The sequence below is a fragment of the Rhodococcus globerulus NBRC 14531 genome, from assembly GCF_001894805.1.
In the GTDB taxonomy this organism is placed as follows: Bacteria; Actinomycetota; Actinomycetes; order Mycobacteriales; family Mycobacteriaceae; genus Rhodococcus_F; species Rhodococcus_F globerula.
The window spans coordinates 337,716-357,159 of sequence record NZ_BCWX01000002.1 but is presented as its reverse complement, the minus strand read 5'-3'; the positions used below and the strand labels follow the sequence as shown (position 1 = coordinate 357,159).

At 63.1% G+C, this 19,444-nt stretch carries 20 protein-coding genes; 3 read left to right on the top strand and 17 right to left on the bottom strand.

Annotated features, from left to right (window positions below; genetic code table 11):
- Positions 1 to 4 precede the first annotated feature (4 nt).
- The 13 genes from RG2_RS10295 to RG2_RS10235 all read right to left on the bottom strand — a co-directional run bounded on the left by RG2_RS10295 (position 5) and on the right by RG2_RS10235 (position 13,777).
- Positions 5 to 283 (bottom strand): acylphosphatase, encoded by a 279-nt coding sequence (locus RG2_RS10295; RefSeq protein WP_033236559.1) that lies wholly within the window; start codon positions 281 to 283, stop codon positions 5 to 7.
- Complete coding sequence (locus tag RG2_RS10290; protein ID WP_033236560.1) at positions 280 to 1,203, bottom strand: SMP-30/gluconolactonase/LRE family protein; 924 nt, start codon at positions 1,201 to 1,203, stop codon at positions 280 to 282. Before RG2_RS10290 ends, RG2_RS10295 begins: the two co-directional genes overlap by 4 nt.
- On the bottom strand, positions 1,203 to 1,646 hold the full coding sequence (locus RG2_RS10285) for an OsmC family protein (RefSeq protein ID WP_033236561.1): 444 nt from the start codon (positions 1,644 to 1,646) through the stop codon (positions 1,203 to 1,205). The genes RG2_RS10290 and RG2_RS10285 overlap by 1 nt, the downstream gene beginning before the upstream one ends.
- A gap of 42 nt (positions 1,647 to 1,688) precedes the next feature.
- A complete protein-coding gene (gene mutM / locus RG2_RS10280; protein ID WP_033236562.1) occupies positions 1,689 to 2,561 on the bottom strand; it encodes a bifunctional DNA-formamidopyrimidine glycosylase/DNA-(apurinic or apyrimidinic site) lyase in 873 nt (290 codons plus the stop codon).
- 9 nt (positions 2,562 to 2,570) lie between these two features.
- Entirely contained in the window at positions 2,571 to 3,344 is a 774-nt protein-coding gene (gene rnc / locus RG2_RS10275) for a ribonuclease III (protein ID WP_033236563.1), read from the bottom strand.
- Positions 3,345 to 3,363: 19 nt separating this feature from the next.
- Positions 3,364 to 3,546: a 50S ribosomal protein L32 gene (gene rpmF, locus RG2_RS10270; RefSeq protein WP_007729318.1), complete on the bottom strand. Its 183-nt coding sequence runs from the start codon at positions 3,544 to 3,546 to the stop codon at positions 3,364 to 3,366.
- A gap of 2 nt (positions 3,547 to 3,548) precedes the next feature.
- Positions 3,549 to 4,109, bottom strand: a complete 561-nt coding sequence (locus tag RG2_RS10265; protein WP_033236564.1) for a YceD family protein — start codon at positions 4,107 to 4,109, stop codon at positions 3,549 to 3,551.
- Positions 4,110 to 4,247: 138 nt separating this feature from the next.
- A complete protein-coding gene (locus tag RG2_RS10260; RefSeq protein WP_033236565.1) occupies positions 4,248 to 5,009 on the bottom strand; it encodes a DivIVA domain-containing protein in 762 nt (253 codons plus the stop codon).
- 135 nt (positions 5,010 to 5,144) lie between these two features.
- The gene (gene coaD / locus RG2_RS10255) at positions 5,145 to 5,639 is read right to left on the bottom strand and encodes a pantetheine-phosphate adenylyltransferase (RefSeq protein WP_033236566.1); all 495 of its coding nucleotides are present in this window, start codon (positions 5,637 to 5,639) and stop codon (positions 5,145 to 5,147) included.
- A complete protein-coding gene (rsmD, locus tag RG2_RS10250; protein ID WP_033236567.1) occupies positions 5,636 to 6,202 on the bottom strand; it encodes a 16S rRNA (guanine(966)-N(2))-methyltransferase RsmD in 567 nt (188 codons plus the stop codon). The genes coaD and rsmD overlap by 4 nt, the downstream gene beginning before the upstream one ends.
- Positions 6,199 to 9,603, bottom strand: a complete 3,405-nt coding sequence (locus RG2_RS10245; RefSeq protein WP_033236568.1) for a pyruvate carboxylase — start codon at positions 9,601 to 9,603, stop codon at positions 6,199 to 6,201. The genes rsmD and RG2_RS10245 overlap by 4 nt, the downstream gene beginning before the upstream one ends.
- A gap of 120 nt (positions 9,604 to 9,723) precedes the next feature.
- Complete coding sequence (gene recG, locus RG2_RS10240; RefSeq protein WP_033236569.1) at positions 9,724 to 11,985, bottom strand: ATP-dependent DNA helicase RecG; 2,262 nt, start codon at positions 11,983 to 11,985, stop codon at positions 9,724 to 9,726.
- 106 nt (positions 11,986 to 12,091) lie between these two features.
- A complete protein-coding gene (locus tag RG2_RS10235) occupies positions 12,092 to 13,777 on the bottom strand; it encodes a DAK2 domain-containing protein (RefSeq protein ID WP_230590367.1) in 1,686 nt (561 codons plus the stop codon).
- A gap of 357 nt (positions 13,778 to 14,134) precedes the next feature.
- Here RG2_RS10235 and rpmB point away from each other — a divergent pair, with 357 nt between their 5' ends.
- Both rpmB and RG2_RS10225 read left to right on the top strand, forming a co-directional pair.
- Entirely contained in the window at positions 14,135 to 14,326 is a 192-nt protein-coding gene (gene rpmB / locus RG2_RS10230; RefSeq protein ID WP_003942669.1) for a 50S ribosomal protein L28, read from the top strand.
- Positions 14,327 to 14,467: 141 nt separating this feature from the next.
- Positions 14,468 to 15,262 (top strand): enoyl-CoA hydratase-related protein, encoded by a 795-nt coding sequence (locus tag RG2_RS10225; RefSeq protein ID WP_033236609.1) that lies wholly within the window; start codon positions 14,468 to 14,470, stop codon positions 15,260 to 15,262.
- Between the two features lie 25 nt (positions 15,263 to 15,287).
- Here RG2_RS10225 and RG2_RS10220 read toward each other — a convergent pair whose 3' ends face one another.
- The 3 genes from RG2_RS10220 to RG2_RS10210 are packed head-to-tail and all read right to left on the bottom strand — an operon-like array spanning position 15,288 to position 17,521.
- Complete coding sequence (locus RG2_RS10220; protein WP_033236570.1) at positions 15,288 to 15,980, bottom strand: uracil-DNA glycosylase; 693 nt, start codon at positions 15,978 to 15,980, stop codon at positions 15,288 to 15,290.
- A complete protein-coding gene (locus RG2_RS10215; RefSeq protein ID WP_033236571.1) occupies positions 15,980 to 16,501 on the bottom strand; it encodes a gamma carbonic anhydrase family protein in 522 nt (173 codons plus the stop codon). The genes RG2_RS10220 and RG2_RS10215 overlap by 1 nt, the downstream gene beginning before the upstream one ends.
- 9 nt (positions 16,502 to 16,510) lie before the next feature.
- Positions 16,511 to 17,521, bottom strand: coding sequence for a thiamine-phosphate kinase (locus RG2_RS10210; RefSeq protein ID WP_371851311.1), 1,011 nt, complete (start codon positions 17,519 to 17,521; stop codon positions 16,511 to 16,513).
- A gap of 128 nt (positions 17,522 to 17,649) precedes the next feature.
- Between RG2_RS10210 and RG2_RS10205 the strand changes: the two genes are divergently transcribed.
- Positions 17,650 to 18,246: a DUF3515 domain-containing protein gene (locus RG2_RS10205; protein WP_033236611.1), complete on the top strand. Its 597-nt coding sequence runs from the start codon at positions 17,650 to 17,652 to the stop codon at positions 18,244 to 18,246.
- Between the two features lie 54 nt (positions 18,247 to 18,300).
- Here RG2_RS10205 and RG2_RS10200 read toward each other — a convergent pair whose 3' ends face one another.
- Positions 18,301 to 19,407 carry a D-alanine--D-alanine ligase family protein gene (locus tag RG2_RS10200; protein ID WP_033236572.1) on the bottom strand — a complete coding sequence of 369 codons (1,107 nt, stop codon included), beginning with the start codon at positions 19,405 to 19,407 and terminating at the stop codon, positions 18,301 to 18,303.
- Positions 19,408 to 19,444: the final 37 nt, after the last annotated feature.

The following is a 19,444-nucleotide window of genomic DNA, read 5'->3' as shown; positions in this document are numbered from 1 at the left end:
GCGGTCAGCGTTCGACGAACCCGGACAGGTCTCCCCGCGCGGCGTCCCAACTGTCGACAACCAGGTCGACAGTTCCCGGCGTGGTGCCCGAGCGCAACGACTCCAGCAACCTTTCGAGCGACTCCCGATCACCCTCCGCGACAACGAGTACTCGGCCGTCGCGCTGATTCGACGCGTACCCCACCAATCCCAATTCCAACGCGCGCGCCCGGGTCCACCACCGGAACCCGACGCCTTGGACAAAGCCGTGTACCCACGCCGTCAACCGCACCGGCTCACTCATGACACACCGCCGACCCGATCGAGCTTGTGCACGTCACCCAGGAAACTGGTGGTGTACAGCGCATTCGGATCCCACCCCGGTCCGGCGCCGAACTTCACCGCCGAGGTCAACGGCAAACCGGAAGCAATCTCACACGAGGTGCCCCACTCCGGATCAACACGCACAACCTTGCCACCGGCGTTGAACGCCACGTACAGCGCTCCGTCCGGTCCGACGGTCAAATCGTCGGCCATGTTCGCGGGACCGAACCCTGGCAACGCAATAGTCCGCACAGTTCCACCCAGATCGTCGGCGTTCAGAATGTGAATTGCGGTGGTGAGGTCGAATGTTGTTGTCACAAAAATATTCTGCCCCGATCGAGCCAACCCGTCGACGGTTCCGAGATCCTCGCGCACCACCGTCGCCGAACCGTCACTGCCGATCACGGTCAGTCCGGGTTGTGTCAATGTACGCGTCGTCAGGAACCGATTGCCGTCCAGCGGCACAAGGCCGTTGGGCATCACCAACCCGTCGGCAATCGTCGTCACCGACCCGTCCCCGACGTCGACTCTGCCCAAAGTTCCGTCCGCGATTCCGAACAGTCCTGAGACTGCAGTGTTTCCGGTGGTGAAGTACACGGCGCTGTCTTGGGCAACCAGCCCACCCGGCCCGTTCACGTTGCTCACCAGAGTCTTTCGGCTTCCGTCCGGCGCCACGGTGAGCAGCGCTCCCGGGCCGACGGGAGCCGACTGCGACAACACCATCGACCCGGCCCTGTCGAATTCCAGGTTTTCGAGCATTCCCGCACCGGAGGTCACGAGCGTCGACCTCCACTCACCACAACCGTCGCCGGCCCCAGTGGACTCCGCTGCCGCCGGAGTGGACACTGCTACAGCACAACCCAGTACCAGCGCAGCGACAACACTGCCGGCGCGCAGCATCAGGCGTCCGTGTCGATGGTCAACGTGACCTTGGTGCCGGCTTTGAGGGTGCGCCCCACAGTGCAGACCTTGTCGACGGATCGTTCGATCAGCGTGATCAACCGCTGTTGGGCGTCGGCGTCGAGTTCACTGAGGTCGAGTTCGAGAACCTCGTCCAGTTGCGGGTACACCTCGTTCTCACGATCCGCGGTTCCCGACACTCGAATGGTCGCGTCGTAGTTGTCACCGAGACGGCGCGAAATCGGGAAGTCCGAACTCATTCCCGAGCAGGCTGCCAAAGCGATCTTGAGAAGTTCCCCCGGTGTGAAAACACCCGGTACCGATTCCGATCCGATGAGGACTTCGGCGCCCCGCGAACTCTTGCCGGTGTAGAGGCGGGTGCCGGTACGTTCGACCCAGAGTTCGGTGTGTGCCGGTGCGTTGTCAGCGATCTGTTCAGCCATGCCGCAATCTTGCCACCCTTCTGCAGTGGCGAGTGCGACGACCTACGCTACGTTTCGCCGCGATCTGGGTGCCGGTTGGCAGCGCGGGCAACTGAACGACGATCGATTCATGAACTTCTCACGCCGAATGGGCGCACCACACCGCGGGCACGGCAAATTTTCCTGCCCGTACGCCGAGAGTGAGCGATCGAAGTAGCCGGATTCGCCGTTCACGTTGACGTACAACGCGTCGAAGGACGTGCCGCCCTGCTCGAGCGCCTCACCCATGACACTGCGGGCCGCCGTCACGAGCTCACGCAGCTTAGGCTTTGTCAGGGTTTCGGCGATTCTGTTGCCGTGAACCTTTGCCCGCCACAATGATTCGTCGGCATAAATGTTGCCGATACCGGAGACCACGGTTTGATCGAGCAGTGCACGTTTGATTTCGGTGTGCTTGCCGCGCAGAACGCTCACCACCGATTCGAGATCGAATGCCTCGTCCATCGGGTCACGTGCGATGTGTGCGACCGACTCCGGCAACAGCGTCCCGTCCACCTCGACCAACGGCGAAATCGACCAGCCACCGAAGGTGCGCTGATCGACAAACCGAAGATCGGCTCCGGAATCGAGAGCCAGTCGGATACGAAGGTGCTTTTCCCAGTCCACAGTGGGCGGCTGAACGAGCATCTGACCGCTCATCCCGAGGTGAACCACTACACCGACACCGGCAGGTTCCAGAACCAGCCACAGGTATTTGCCGCGGCGCTCGGCCGAGGCGATGGTCTGTCCGGTCAACTGCCCGATCAGGTCGTCGGACCCGAGAACGTGGCGGCGAATAGCGCGGGGATGGAGAACTTCGACAGCCTCGATCGCCGCACCTACAGCGTGAGACTGTAGGCCGCGGCGAACGACTTCGACTTCGGGAAGTTCAGGCAAGAGAAGAACTCAGCCGGCAAGATCGACAGGAGCATCGGCTACAGCAGCGCCCTCGGAAGCCTTCTCCGACATCGCTTTCCATGCCGTACTTGCTGCCTTCTGCTCGGCTTCCTTCTTGGACCGACCGACACCGACACCCAAGGGATTGCCGCTGATAAGCACAGTGGCGGTGAATTCCTTGTCGTGATCGGGGCCGGTAGCCGTGATCTCGTACACGGGAACACCGGCACTGTGTTCTGCGGTCAACTCCTGCAGACTCGTCTTCCAGTCCAAACCGGCACCCAGAAGCGGAGCACGGGTCAGAAGGTCGTCGAACAGGTCGAGGACCACACGGCGCGCGGTATCGATTCCGTGCTGCAAGTGGATGGCGCCAAGAATGGATTCCATACCGTCGGCGAGGATGGACGGCTTGTCACGGCCACCCGTCATTTCCTCGCCCTTGCCCAGAAGCAGATGCGCTCCGAGTCCACCTTCACCCAAAGTCCGCGCAACCTCGGCCAGAGCGTGCATGTTGACTACGCTCGCACGAATCTTGGCGAGGTCACCTTCGGACTTGGCCGGGTGTGACAGGTAAAGATTTTCGGTAACAGTGAGACCGAGAACGGAATCCCCGAGGAACTCGAGGCGCTCGTTTGTCGGCAGTCCACCGTTCTCGTATGCATACGAGCGGTGGGTGAGAGCCAGCGTCAAGAGGCCAGGCTCTATATCGACGCCGATAGCGGCGAGGAGCGTGTCGTGATTGCCCTCGCCGCCAACGGCTGAAACTGTATTGTCGCTCGTCATAGTCTTTCTCCGTGGAGAACTAGACAGCAGCGGTTACCTGGCGGCCCTTGTACGTACCGCAGGACGGGCACGCGATGTGGGGCAAGGTCTGCTCGCCACAGCCACGGTTGGGGCAGGTAACGAGGGTGGGCACAGTGGTCTTCCACTGGCTACGACGCGACCGCGTGTTGGATCGCGACATTTTGCGCTTGGGGACAGCCACTTCTACTTCTCCTCGGCTTCGGTGATCACAAGATTTTCACTGGTGTTTGATTCCACGCCAAATTTGGCCGCGAGACCAGCCCAGCGAGGATCAAGTATGTCATGCCCATGCCCAGATTCCGCAATCGCCAGGCGAATGCCACATTCTGAGCACAATCCCAGGCAATCGTCACTGCACAAAGGCTGGAGCGGAAGCGCCAGTCCGACTGCATCGACGATGACCGGTTCCAGATCGATTTCTTCGTCTTCGACCTGGTAGACCTCGCCCTCTTCGGTTGTCTCCTCGGTGACGCTGTCCGGGTAAGCGAACAACTCCGTGAGATAGACGTCCACAACGCTCGTGAACGGCTCGAGACACCGCGAGCACTCACCCGTAGTGGGTGCGTGCACGGTACCGGTGACGAGAACGCCCTCGGATACCGCTTCCATACGAAGATCGAGATCTATGTCCGAACCTGCTTCGATCGCGATGAGATCGAGACCGATGCGATTCGGCGACTGGATCGTTCTCTCGACAGTGCGCATCGACCCTGGACGCCGACCTAACTTGACGGTGTCCAGCAAGAATCCCGCATCAGTTGACTGATGCGATGAATGACGACGATGCGTTGACAAAGAGAACTCACCTAACTGTTGAAACTGGATGGGCAACCACCCCACAATACCCGACAGTGCACAGCAGGCCCAATCCGGTGAAGGACCCTATCGGCGACGCTCCTGGCGGCGATCGTCGTCGAGGTAGTCGGGCACACCCGAACCCGTCCGCAATTGCTGACGACCGCGCCCGACGGATCGAACAGTCCCGTTGAGGAACTCCTCGAACTCGGCAAGTTTGGTGTCGACGTACAGATCGCACTCCGAGCGCATTCGATCAGATTCCGCGTGCGCGGCGTCGATCACCCGAGCCGACTCGGCGCGCGCGGTCTGGACGACCTCGGTCTGGGAAACCAGACGTGCCTGCTCCTCGGCTCCGTCGGAAACCGAGCGGTCGTACGACGCCTTTCCTGCTTCGATCATGCGATCGGACTCGTCGCGCGCGCGAGCAGTGACGGCGTCGTACTCGCGTCGACCGTCGGTGACCGTGCGCTCGGCTTCCGCCTCGGCATCGGCGACCAACTGATCGGCGTGAGCGCTGGCCTCGGCGACCATGCGGTCCGCCTGAGCCTTGGCGTCGGACAGGATGCGATCGGCGTCGTCGCGGGCATTCTCGACCGTCGACGTTGCTTCCGCGTTGGCACTGCTGACGGTTTTGTCCGCCGTGGAACGCGCGTCCGAGACCAACTTGTCACGATGGTCGAGGACGTCCTGGGCGTCGTCCAGCTCACTCGGAATAGCGTCACGGACGTCGTCGAGCAGTTCGAGCACGTCGCCGCGTGGGACGACGCACCCGGCAGTCATCGGAACGCCTCGTGCCTCTTCGACAATCGCGACCAGTTCGTCAAGCGCCTCGAATACCCGGTACACAAGCAACCCCAATCTTCACCGGCCAACTATCGGCCCACATCGTCACCGATCCACCTGGATCTGCGCCCGTTCCTTGTCGACAAGTTTGCCGGAAGATCGGCCCACCAGGTGCGTCTGGGGGCGGTGTGTCGGGTATCAGCTGTTTTCGGCTGCCCGTTCAGCGATGCGGTCGAGCAATCGGGCATGCACTTTTGCGGGCAACATGTCAGCGACATCACCACCGAAGGTGGCAACTTCCTTGACCAGTGAGCTGGACAGGTAGCTGTAGGTGGGGTTGGTTGCGACGAACAACGTGTCGACACCGCTGAGCTTCTTGTTCATCTGCGCCATCTGCAGTTCGTAGTCGAAGTCGTTGGCGCCGCGCAGACCCTTGACGATCGCGGTGATCCCCTCTTGCTTCGCGTAGTCGACCAGAAGCCCGTGCCATGACGTCACTCGAACGTTGGGCAGGTGGCTCGTCGCGTCTTCGAGCATCTCGATACGCTCGTCGACGGTGAACATTCCGCGCTTGTTCTTGTTGATCATCACGGTGACCACGACCTCGTCGAATTGCGCAGCAACTCTTCCGATTACGTCGAGGTGACCATTGGTCACAGGGTCGAAGGATCCGGGGCAAACGGCGCCAGTCATGAGTCCAGACCGTAGCAGGTTGCGAGTTCGATCCTGGCCTCGCCGTACTTCTTCGCCTTGACGGGTTCGAACCCGTGCGGCCAGACGGTCTCCGGTGATCGGGACGACCGCTCGAGAACGACGATCGTGCCCTCCCCCACCCACTTGTTTGTCTGAAGGTGTTGGAGGATGGACACCACCGCGTCGTCGGTCACCGCGTACGGCGGGTCTGCGATGACGATGTCGTATTCACGAGCACTCGGACCGGAGACGACCGCAGCGACCGGCGCTGCCCGCAGGACCGCGCCAGGCAGCCCGACAACACCGATGTTGTCCTTGATCACTGCTGCTGCCTTTGCGTCGGACTCGACGAGCATCACGTGCTCCGCACCGCGGGAGAGTGCTTCGAGGCCAAGGGCTCCGGAACCGGCAAACAGGTCGAGGACAGCACAGCCGTCGAGGTCGATACGCGCTTCGAGCGCACTGAAAAGCGCCTCGCGGACCCGGTCCGAGGTGGGCCGGGTTCCGCTCGGCGGGACTCGCAGGCGGCGACCGCCTGCGAGTCCCGAGATAATGCGTGTCACTCTGCGGCGCTCTCCCCGGTGGAGACGACAACGAGGAGGTCGCCGCCTTCGACTTGCTGGACTGCGCTGATCGCGATGCGGGAGACGATGCCGCCGCGCGGTGTGGTGATCGCCGCTTCCATCTTCATTGCTTCGATGGTGGCGACGGTGTCACCGGCCTCGATCTTCTGGCCTTCCTTCACCGCGAGCGTCACGACGCCCGCGAACGGTGCGGCCACGTGACCTGGGTTGTTCTTGTCGGCCTTCTCCGCCACGGGCACATCGCTGGCGATGGACCGGTCCCGGATGGAGACCGGACGCAACTGTCCGTTGAGAATGCACATCACGGTGCGGTAGCCGCGCTCGTCGGGTTCGGAGATCGCTTCGAGTCCGATGATCAACTGCACACCAGGTGTGAGTTCGACGCGATGTTCTTCACCGCGGCGCAGGCCGTAGAAGAACTGGTTCGCCGAGAGCCGCGAGGTGTCTCCGTACTTGTCGCGGTGCTCGAGGAATTCCTTGGTCGGGCCGGGGAACAGCAGACGGTTCAGCGCGCCCTGACGGTCCTTCGACGAGCCTTCGAGCAGCGCCTCGTCTGCGGCGGAGAGCGGCGTCTCCGGCTTCGCGGGGCCGCGGCCCTCGAGTGCCTTGCTGCGGAACGGTTCCGGCCAGCCGCCGGGCGGGGTGCCCAGTTCGCCGCGCAGGAAGCCGACAACCGAGTCGGGGATGTCGAACTTGGCCGGGTCGGCGGCAAATTCCTCCGACGGAACACCGGCACCGACGAGGTGCAGGGCGAGGTCGCCGACAACCTTCGACGACGGTGTCACCTTCACCAGATGCCCGAGCATGCGGTCGGCGTCGGCGTACTTGGCTTCGACTTCTTCGAAGCGGTCACCGAGGCCCAGTGCCACAGCCTGAGTGCGCAGGTTCGAGAGTTGGCCACCGGGGATCTCGTGGGTGTAGACGCGCCCGGTCGGAGACGGAAGCCCGGACTCGAACGGCGCGTACACCTTTCGCAGTGCCTCCCAGTACGGCTCTAGGTCGCACACGTTCTGCAGATTCAGTCCGGTGTCGAACTCCGAGTGCGCAGCAGCAGCCACGATGGCCGACAGCGCTGGCTGGCTGGTGGTGCCCGCCAGAGCCGCCGAAGCACCGTCGACGGCGTCGGCGCCCGCCTGCCAGGCGGCGAAGTACGTTGCCAACTGTCCACCGGGGGTGTCATGCGTGTGAACGTGCACCGGCAGATCGAAGTTGGAGCGCAACGCGGTCACGAGCTTGGTCGCGGCCGGGGCGCGGAGCAGTCCGGCCATGTCCTTGATCGCCAGGACGTGTGCGCCGGCATTGACGATTTCCTCGGCCAGCTTCAGGTAGTAGTCGAGGGTGTAGAGCGTTTCGTTCGGATCCGACAGGTCGCCGGTGTAGCTCAGCGCAACCTCGGCGAGGGCCGTACCGGTCTCGCGGACCGCGTCGATGGCCGGCCGCATCTGGTCGACATTGTTGAGCGCGTCGAAGATTCGGAAAATGTCGATACCGGTGTCGGTGGCTTCCTGCACGAAGGCGCGGGTGACCTTTTCCGGATACGGCGTGTAGCCCACCGTGTTTCGGCCACGCAGCAGCATCTGCAGGTTGATGTTCGGGATCGCTTCGCGCAGTGCGGCGAGCCGATACCACGGGTCCTCGTGCAGGAAGCGAAGTCCCACATCGTATGTCGCGCCGCCCCACGCTTCGATGGAGAGCAGCTCCGGCGTCAACCGGGCAACGTGACCGGCGACGTCGAGCAGACCGCTGGTGCGGACGCGGGTCGCCAACAGCGACTGGTGTGCGTCACGGAACGTGGTGTCGGTGACCGCAACAGCCTTCTGCTCACGCAGCGCCTTCGCGAATCCTTCCGGACCGAGTTCGAGCAACCGCTGGCGGCTACCGGCCGGCGGCGGAGTCGAGAGATCGATCTTGGGCAGCTTGTCCTGCGGGTACACCGCGGAAGGACGTTCGCCGTGCGGCTTGTTGACCGTGACGTCGGCGAGGTACGTGAGGATCTTGGTACCGCGGTCCGCCGAGGAGCGCTGCGTCAACAGATGGGGACGTTCCTCGATGAACGAGGTCGTGACCCGCCCGGCCTTGAAGTCCGGATCGTCGAGAACTGCTTGCAGGAACGGGATGTTCGTCGAGACGCCGCGGATACGGAACTCCGTGACCGCGCGACGCGCACGCGCCACGGCAGCCTCGAGGTCGCGTCCACGGCAGGTGAGCTTGACCAGCATCGAGTCGAAGTACGCGCCGACCTCGGCACCGAGAGTTGCGCCGCCGTCGAGGCGGATACCGGCACCACCCGGCGTGCGGTAGGCGGTGATCCGGCCCGTGTCGGGGCGGAACCCGTTGGCGGGGTCCTCGGTGGTGATGCGGCACTGCAGCGCCGCGCCGCGCAGCTTGATCGAGTCCTGCGTCAGACCCAAGTCGTCGAGGGTGGAACCGGACGCGATCAGGAGCTGCGACTGAACGAGGTCGACATCGGTGACCTCTTCGGTGACCGTGTGCTCCACCTGGATTCGCGGATTCATCTCGATGAAGACGTGATTGCCACGGGTGTCGAGAAGGAACTCCACCGTGCCGGCGCATGTGTAACCGATCTGCTTCGCGAAAGCCACGGCATCGGCGCAGATCTTGGCCCGCAACTCCTCCGACAGATTCGGGGCCGGGGCGAGTTCGATCACCTTCTGGTGGCGACGCTGCAACGAGCAGTCGCGCTCGAACAGGTGAATAACATTGCCGTGCTCGTCGGCGAGGATCTGGACTTCGATGTGGCGGGGATCGATGACAGCCTGCTCGAGGAACACCGTCGGATCACCGAAGGCGGATTCCGCTTCACGCGCCGCGGCTTCGATGGATTCCTTGAGCAGTGATCGCTCGGCTACGCGGCGCATACCGCGGCCACCACCACCGGCGACGGCTTTCACGAAGATCGGGAACGTCATGTCCTCGGCCGCCGCGAGCAACTCGTCGATATCCGACGACGGCTCCGACGACGCCAGCACCGGCAGACCCGCAGCCTTCGCTGCGGCAATCGCCCGCGCCTTGTTACCGGTCAGCTCGAGGATCTCCGCGGACGGGCCGACGAACTTGATGCCCGCCTCCGCACACGCAGCCGACAGATCCGGATTCTCGGACAGGAACCCGTAACCGGGATAGATCGCGTCAGCGCCGGCATTTTGTGCCGCGGCCACGATCTCCTCCACCGACAGGTACGCCCGAACCGGGTGCCCCTTCTCCCCGATCTGATAACTCTCGTCAGACTTCAGGCGGTGGATCGAGTTCCGATCCTCGTACGGGAACACCGCGACAGTTCCAGCACCTAGTTCGTAGGCGGCGCGGAAGGCGCGGATCGCAATTTCGCCGCGGTTGGCGACGAGCACTTTGGAGAACATGGGGAAAAACTACCGCGAATTCCGTGTGTACAAGCACGCGGCGTCCCACATCGTAGACTGAATCGAGAAACAAACCCGATGGTCCTGCCGCTATTCGTATTCAGTTTGCCGTCATACTTCTCACGATTTCTCGAGGTATTCGATCCGATCGGAGTCAAGAGCGGCGCTCACCATCGACGCAAGTGCGGGGTGCTGGGCGAGCGTCGGGTCGCGTTCGACAACTCCGGTCGCGAAGTCTCGCGCGGATTCGAGAATGTCGCCGTGCGCGATGAGTGAGAGCAGCCGCAGATTGGACGTGGTGCCGGATTGGGCCGCTCCGAGGATGTCTCCCTCACGTCGTGTCGCGAGATCGAGTTGTGCCAGTTCGAAACCGTCATTGGTGGCGGCAACGGCAGAGAGCCGCTCGTACGCCGGTCCACCTGGGTTGCTTCCCGTCACCAGAATGCACAGCCCTTGGTGCTTTCCTCTGCCGACACGGCCACGCAGCTGATGGAGCTGACTGACGCCGAACCGCTCCGCGTCGACGATCACCATGACCGTCGCGTTCGGCACGTCCACACCGACCTCCACGACGGTGGTGCAGACGAGCACATCGATGTCGCCGACGTTGAACGCGCTCATGACCACGTCTTTCTCATCTGACGGCAGGCGACCGTGCAGGAGGCCGACGCGCAGCTCGGAAAGCGGACCGCTCGACAACTCCTCGAAGACGTCGACTGCCGACTTCGTTTCGGGTTGCTTCTCCTCGGTGAACTGGTCCTCGCCAGCGGCAGGCTCGCCGTCACCGATCCGGGAGCACACGACGTAGGCCTGACGCCCGTCTGCGACGTCCTCGCGAATTCGTGCCCACGCCCGATCCACCCAGGCGGGCTTCTGCTTTGCCGGCACAACGCTGCTCTTGATCGGGCTACGCCCACGAGGCAATTCGCGCAGGGTGGATACTTCCAGATCGCCGAGCACCGTCATGGCAATGGTGCGCGGAATGGGAGTAGCAGTCATGACCAGCAGGTGGGGGCTCAGGCCGTCGCGAGCACGCGAGCGGAGGTGATCTCGTTGCTCCACACCGAACCTGTGCTGCTCGTCGACCACAACCATGCCGAGGTTGAAGAACTCGACACTGTCCTGGATGAGCGCGTGGGTACCGATGACAATTCCCGCATCACCGGTCACCGCGTCGAGAAGCGCGGCACGTTTTGCGGCAACCGGAAGTGAACCGGTGAGCAAGGCGATACGAGTGGAGTGCTCGGCCGAGCCCAACTCTCCCCCGGTTGCAAGCGGCCCCATCATCGCGCGCAGGGATCGGGCATGCTGATTGGCCAGCACCTCGGTAGGCGCGAGTAGTGCACATTGATATCCCGCGTCAACCGCTTGCAGCATCGCCCGAAGCGCCACGATGGTCTTACCCGAGCCCACCTCACCTTGAAGGAGTCTGCTCATGGGGTGAGTCTGCGAGAGATCGGCCGCGATTTCCGCGGCGACGGCTTGCTGCCCTTCCGTCAGTGTGAACGGCAACATCTCCTCGAACTGCTCGGCGATACCGCCTGCGACAGGCACGCACGCCGGTGCCACCCGCTCGGAATTGTCGTGACGTCGCATCGCCAGAACCAACTGCAGAGACAGCGCCTCGTCGAACCGCAATCGCTCGCGGGAACGTTCGATGTCGTCCTTGGTATCGGGCAGGTGCACCGTCCTCAGTGCCTCGTCCAGCCCGACAAAATGATGTTCGGCGAGAGTCTCGGCCGGAAGTGGTTCGGGAACCGGATCAAGCTGATCGAGAACCTGTCGGACGCACCGCATGATCGTCCAGCTCTCCACCTCGCGCGTCGCCGGATACAGCGGGATGAACTCACGCTCGAAAATCGAGTAGTCGAGTTCGGCGCCCGGCCCCGAACTGGCACGGGCCAGCCCCGCGAGATCGCCGGCCCCTTTGACGGCTTTCAAAGGAACCACCGAATCTTCTTCCCCGGCACGGGGTTCCGGAAGGATCAGATAACTGGGGTGCGTCAAACTCCACTTGTTCCGGAAGTACTTGACTGTGCCCGAGAACATCGCCCGCACGCCGGGCTTGATGGCGTGCTTCACCTTGTACGGATTGAAGAAGGTGACGTCGACGGTCTGTGTGTCCGTCGTGAGCGAGACCTTGAGCATCTGCCCCGTCCGGGACTTCATATTCACCACGCTCGCGGACGCCACCCGCGCAATGATCGTGATGTGCTCGCCCTCCGGGGGCTCTTTGTCGGCAAGTTCCTTACCGGCCGACGCGTACCGGTGAGGATAGTGGCGCAGGAGATCCTCGACCGTGCGTATCTCGAAGGCCTCGGCCAACGCGTCCGCGGTCTTCTTTCCCAGAAGCCGATCCAAGTTGTCGGCGAGCGTTGCCATGTCAGTTTCCTCGCAGATCGAAAAGCAGCAGATCGAAAAGCACAGCTATTCGTATATCAGTAGCCGCCGACACAAAAACTCCCGACACGATCACCCCGGCGACCGCTCACTCAACGCCCAGCTGAAACAGATCCCCCGGCTGACCGCCCTGATAGATCAGCACGTCGACGCCTGGGTAGGTGCTGATGACATGTGCTTCCATCCGCTCGGCCAAGCCGTCGGCGGCGTCGGCGCCCATGAGAAGTGTGACCAATTCGCCACCAGATCCCAGCGCAAGATCGATCAACCGCGCTGCCGACGCCTCGACGTCCGGTCCGATGACCACCACCTCGTGGCCCATCAATCCGATGGCGTCGCCCGGGTCGCAGGTTCCGACAAACGTCAGCGACCGTTCCACCGCGATCCGCAGAGACCCCCACCGAGTTGCCGCAGCCGACTCGGACATGGTGAACCCGTCGTCGGCGACGTTGCGACTTCCGTCGTGGACCGCGAGTGCTGCCAACCCCTGAACCATCGAGGATGTCGAGAGCAGCAGCACCTGATGCAGGGGATCTCGGGCCGCGGCACTGACCGCAACCAATTCCTGAGCGCTCAGCGCGCCGTTCGGCAGCACCAGCACCTCGGTGCGATCCATGGTGCGGATATGGCCGAGCAACTGTGCGCGGGTCACCGGCGCCTCGTCGCACCGCAGTACCGAGGCACCTTCACTCTCGAACAGTGCCGCGGCGCCGTCCCCCGCCACAACGGCGAGTACACCACGCGCATCGTGGCCCTGAAACTGCATCTCCTGACGGGCGACCAACTGATCACGTTGGTCGACGAGGAAACTGCTGATCCGAATCCCGTGCACGCGGCCGGCTTCGAGGCCGGCCTCGACTGCGGCGCCCGCATCACAGCAATGCACGTGAACCGACCAGCCACCGAATCCGTCACTGACGATCACTATCGAGTCGCCGAGCACCGCCAACCGGGTGCGGAGCGCCGCCATCAGATCCTCATCCGATTCGTCGACGAGGTACATCACCTCGAAGTCCTGCGCCGAATCGTCGCCACATTCGAGCGGACCCGATTTCCGGTCCCAGTCATGGTCGCGTCTGCTGACCTCTGCAATGAGACCGCGGCTTCGTCCGGCACCCAGTTCCACCCGATCCGGTGAGTGCCCGGACACGGACTCGACCAGAGCGTCCAAAATCACCAGCAAGCCCAGTCCGCCCGCATCCACGACGCCTGCCGAGGCCAGCACGTCGAGTTGCTGCGGTGTCTTGACCAGGGCGCTCGCGGCCGCATCTGCCGCGGCGAGCGCAACGGACTGGAGGTCCACGCCGACGCACTGCGCCGCCGCTTCACCGGATGCTCGGAGAACGGTCACGATGGTGCCCTCGACCAAGTCCGTCACCGCGCGCGACGCAAGCTCGGTACCCGTCTGCAGCGCTTCCGCAAGATCGAGTCCGTTGATCCGCTCACCGCGCACCGTCTCGGCAATCCCACGAATCACCTGGGACAGGATGACGCCGGAATTGCCGCGGGCTCCTGCCACGGCGCCCCGCGCCAGCGCATTGGCGGTGCGGGTAGCGCTGGTGACGTCGCCGCCGAGCGCTTCGGCCGAATCGAGCGCGGCACGCATCGTGAACAGCAGATTTGTGCCGGTGTCGGAATCAGGGATGGGAAAGACGTTGAGGCTGTTGATCTCTCCGCGCCGCTCCTCGAGGCAATCGACCGAGCGTCGCGCCCACCGGCGCAGCAGGAGACCGTCGGCCGTCCCGTCCGTTCTCTGGTGGTGCGCGTCCCCCACTGGCAATTCCCCTCTGCGGAAACGTCCCCTCCTCGGGGACGGAAACGAATGCTGTCGAGGGTAGTCGGGCACACTCCGTAATCACCGGTTTGCAGGCCGGTTTGGTCAATCCACCGGTCAACAGTTACTGTTACACGGTTGCCTCGAACGGGCTACACCAAATATTGCTGCAAACAGTGCACTTCGGTGCATCGTCTACAACAGTGTTCTGTGTTGTCACGCTCGACTGCACCGTAAGCGGTCGGAGACCGATTCGGTATCGCAAGATCCACAGCGTATATTCGAATTGTCATTCTGGCCGTCCTACTGTGTAGGGTGACCACTTCAATATTCATTTCTAACAAGGAGTTCGCGACTATGGCTGCCGTCTGCGACGTATGCGCCAAGGGGCCCGGCTTCGGTAAGTCGGTCTCGCACTCGCACCGGCGTACCAATCGTCGCTGGAACCCGAACATTCAGTCTGTTCGTACCGAGGTTGCCCCGGGTAACACCCGTAAGGTCAACGTGTGCACCTCCTGCCTGAAGGCAGGCAAGGTCGCTCGGGGCTGATTGCCCGAGCACAACGATTGCAAGCTCTGCCCCCGACACTTCGGTGTCGGGGGCAGAGCTGTTTTTGTCGTGCCTTTTGTTGTGCCTGTGCCGGGGTCCCTCCTGTGACGACCCGGACACCTGACCCGTAATGTGCGTGAGGTGACTTCCATCGATGACCTCAGCAAAGTAACGCTCGAAGAAGGCGTACTCCGCATCACCATTTCCACCGCCGCCAACGGCACCTCCCTCGACGACGAAGGGATGATCCAGGGTGCAGTGGCCCTGGAATCGTTCGGAAACGACATCGGCAGCATTCTCCTGGTCGGTGAAGGCCCCAACTTCTGTGCGGGCGGTAACGTCCGGGCCTTCGCGTCAGCGCCGGATCGCGGCGAGTACGTCGAAGGAGTTGCCCAGAACCTCCACACCTTCGTGCGTGCTCTGGATGCGGCATCGGTTCCCGTGGTCGCGGGAATTCACGGTTGGGCAGCGGGCGCCGGCATGAGCCTGGTCTGCCTTGCCGACATCGCCATCGGCGGCACCAGCACCAAACTTCGCCCTGCATACCCTTCCATCGGATTCACGCCGGACGGCGGGATGTCCTGGTCACTCCCCCGCATCGTCGGCGCCGGACGGGCTCGCGAAATCCTCCTGAGCGATTCCATTATCGGCGGCGACGAAGCCGTTCGTCTCGGCATCCTCACCCGCCTCGTCGGTGACGACGAGGTTCAGGAAGAGGCAGCCCGGCTCGCCCGCACGCTTGCACACGGACCGAGTTCGTCGTACGCCGGCATCAAGGCACTGTTGCGCTCGTCACGAACCAACACGCTCTCCGAACAACTCGACGCCGAAGCAGCGTCCATCAAGACTGCCGCCAACAGTCCCATCGGCCGGGAGGGCGTCGACGCGTTTGTCGAGAAGCGACGCCCCGATTTTGTAGCTGCCAAGCAGGCTTGATTCGGCTCGCGTGACCGAATCGCTCTCACCAGAGTGGTTCGGTCACGCTCGCGGTTGATCCCAGATCCCAGTCGACCGGCGTGGCCCCCATGTCCGTCAGAAGTTGGTTTGCCCGGCTGAACGGACGTGAACCGAAGAACCCACGCGACGCCGAAAGTGGTGACGGGTGCGCAGATTCGATGATGGGGGTATCCCCTAGTAGCGGGGTCAGCGTCGCGGCGTCGCGACCCCACAGAATGGCAACCATCGGGGCAGATCGAGCCACCAGAGCGCGAATTGCCTGTTCGGTCACAGGTTCCCAACCCTTTTTCCGATGTGACGCCGCTGCCCCTGGCGCTACGGTCAGTACCCGATTGAGCAGCAACACACCTTGATTCGACCACGGTGTCAGGTCACCGTCATCGGGTATCGGCAAACCGAGATCTTGGTGATATTCCTTGTAGATGTTGACCAGACTGCGGGGAACTGGTCGAACATCAGGGGCAACCGAAAAGCTCAGACCCACCGCATGACCGGGGGTCGGATACGGATCCTGTCCGACGATAAGCACTTTGACGTCCTCGAACGGATTCGTGAACGCGCGCAGCACATTCTCGCGCGCGGGCAAAAACTCGCGCCCTGCGGCGGTCTCGTTGTCGAGGAACTTCTGCATCAGAGCGATCTGCTCCGAAACCGGTTCCAGCGCTGTGGCCCAGCCGGATTCGATGTGGGTGTCCATCAGTCGAGCCTGCGTAGGGCGCCGCGGTAATGTGCAGCGTTGGCAGAGTAGTTCGCGACATTCGCTTCGAGATGACCGAGCGGAACTTCGTAGCCTTCGCGAATCTTGGCGGGCACCCCCAAAGCCATGCTGCGCGGTGGCACTACGAATCCGCGCGCGATCACGGCGCCGGCTCCGACTATCGACCCCGCCCCGATCACCGAACCGTTGAGCACGATCGACCCGGATGCGATCAAGCACCCGTCCTCGATCGTGGACCCCTCGATGTGAGCGTTGTGTCCCACAACACATCCCGCGCCGATAATCGTGGGCTCGGTAACCGTGCAATGAATCACGGTGCCGTCCTGAATGTTCGATCCAACTCCCACCGAGATGGTTCCGTAGTCACCACGCAGTACGGCCTGCGGCCAGATCGACGTTCCCGCAGCGAGGCTCACATTGCCGATCACCACGGCGTCCGGGTGTACGTACGCGTCCGGATGAATATCCGGAACCTTGTCTCCTAGTGCATAAACAGCCATGAGGAGAACCTATACCGCGGTGGTGCCCGTGGCCGAAAAGCTGTGCCAGCCGCCGCCGGATTCACGCAGTTCTCCGTCCACAACAACTCCGGCGCCGGCAACGACCTCCCCAATGACCGTCCACCCCGACGGCAGGTCTTCACCGGCTGCAAAGGTCGCGGCAAAACCGTGATCTTCGCCACCGGAGAGAATCCACTCCAGCGGATCGAGTTTCAGCGCGGCCGCAGCTTTCGGTACGTCGGCCGACGTCGGTACAGCACCCGAATCGATGCGGACCTGGACTCCTGACGCAGACGCGAGGTGGCGAAGATCAGCGACGACCCCGTCCGAGATGTCGGTCATGGAGTGAGCAGTATCGGCCGCTGCCCATGCGGACTCGTACGGCGGGACCGGAACACGATGGAGCGCGAGAAGATCCGGGAACGATCGATCGCCGGCGAGCAGCAGCGCCAAACCTGCTGCCGAACAACCGAACAATCCGGCGACGGCAACACGGTCACCCACCTGGGCGCCGGCCCGCGTGACTGCCCGCCGTCCACCCAAATCTCCGAGTACCGTCACCGAGACAACAATGTCCTGCGACTGCACCAGATCCCCGCCGACAATGCCCGCACCCAGATCCGTTGCGGCATCCCAGATTCCGGCGGAGATTTCGTCCATGACGTCGATCGGAGTCGACGGTGGGCAGCCCAATGACACGGTGAAGGCGCTCGGCCGCGCACCCATCGACACGATGTCGGCAGCATTCTGTGCCACCGCTTTACGTCCCACGTCGCGCGGCGGCGACCAGTCCAGCCGAAAATGCCTTCCCTCGACCAGCATGTCCGAGGAAATGACAACCCGGCCGTCGGGTGCGGTCACGATCGCCGCGTCGTCGCCGGGACCCAACTCCGTCGTCAGCGGTTGAATTCGACCGACAAGGGAGCGGGCAATCACGTCGAACTCCCCCACCTGCGCAACCGTGCGGGGCGATGAAGATGCCTGTTCGTTCGAGGTCGATCCTGATGACGAGATGAGCACTCCCTTTTTTCTCAGCGCAGATCGGACCAAAAGCGTCCTGCGGTACCGTCAAAGCAGTGGCAATTCTACCGATGCGCACGCGAGCTCCCCAGCAACAACCGAACCCGGAACCGAACGAAGAACTGAGCATGTCTGAGAACACGTCCCCCGAGACGAACGACCAGGGCGATAACGACCTCGACGAGGTCGAGCGTCGTAGCCCGGCATTGATTGCCACCGCCATCGCACTGCCAGTGGCCCTGATCGTCGGGTTGGTGATCGCCGCCGTGGTCGCCGGAAAGAACCCGACGCTCGAACCGGTGGCACTCGGCCCGGTTCCGGCACCCAACGCGGAGTCCGAGACGTGCGTTTCGCTGCTTGATGCTCTCCCCGAGGACATCGGCGACTTCACCAAGGCCGAACTTGTCGAACCCGCACCCGCCGGCGCCGCTGCGTGGCAGCGCAGCGAGGGTGAACCGATCGTCCTGCGCTGCGGACTCGACCGCCCCGCCGAATTCGATCAGGCCGCGGCACTTCAGGTAGTCAACGGCGTCCAGTGGTTCCAGATCTCGGGTACCGACATCGGCCTGGCGGCCAGCACCTGGTTTGCCGTCGACCGCGGCGAATACATCGGAATCACCGTTCCCGACGGCACCGGCCCCACTCCGATTCAGGAAATCTCGGACACCATCTCTGCAACAATCCCGCAGCAGCCACTCGACCCGGCGCCGATCCCGGTTCCCTGATGTGACACGAGGGGCCGGTAATCCCGGCCCCTGTCCGTCAGCGCAACACGTCCGTCAGCGCAATCCGGTCCCGCGGGCGAGCGCAGTGTCGACCAACGTCGAAAGCAAAGTGCCGTAATCGATTCCGGTTGCTTTCCACATCTTCGGATACATCGAGATGGACGTGAATCCTGGCATCGTGTTGATCTCGTTGATCACCGGCCCGTCCTCGGTGACAAAGAAGTCCACGCGTGAGAGCCCCTGGCAATCGAGTGCGGTGAACGCGCGCACGGCCAACTCGCGAATCTGATCGCTGACAGCCGCGTCCACATGTGCGGGGACGTCGAATTCGCAGACGTCGTCGAGATACTTGGTGTCGAAGTCGTAGAACGCGTCCGAGTCACCGTCGTCGGCGGGCATCCGGATCTCTGCGACCACACTCGCCTTGACGTCGCCACTGGGGAATTCGAGCACACCGCACTCGACTTCCCGCCCGATAATCGCGCCCTCGATGATCACCTTCGGATCGTGCAGGCGAGCATGAGCGATCGCACCTTCGAGGCCGTCCCACCCGGTGACTCGCGTGATGCCGATCGACGACCCACCGCGAGCCGGCTTCACGAAAACCGGAAGCCCCAACTGATCCTTCTGCTCGTCGGTCAGTGTCGCCGTTCCCGGGCGCAGGACCACCTGCCTACCGACCGGCAACCCCTCGGCGGCAAGCAGTTTCTTGGTGAATTCCTTGTCCATACCGGCGGCGCTAGCCAGCACACCGGGACCGACGTAGGGAATTCCGGCCATTTCCAGGAGACCCTGGATGGTGCCGTCCTCGCCGTAAGCACCATGCAGGACGGGAAATACGACGTCGACAGTTGCCAGGACAGAACCCACGTCGGTTCCGTCGAGCGCCAGCAGCGCACCGGAACGCGTCGGGTCAGCAGTCAGTGTCAGCGCCGTCCCGTCCTTGTCGACTGTGGGCAACTCGCGACCGTTGATGGCCAGCGATTCCGGATCGGTGGAACCGAGAACCCAGGCCCCGTCGGCGGTGATGCCGATCGGCACGACGTCGTAGCGTTCCGGATCGAGGTGCGCGAGGACGCTCCCGGCGGATACGCACGACACGGAATGTTCATTGCTCCGGCCACCGAAGATCACGGCTACCCGGGTGCGGCTGTTATTCACGCGTCAAACCGTACCGTCGAATCGACTTCGGCACGCG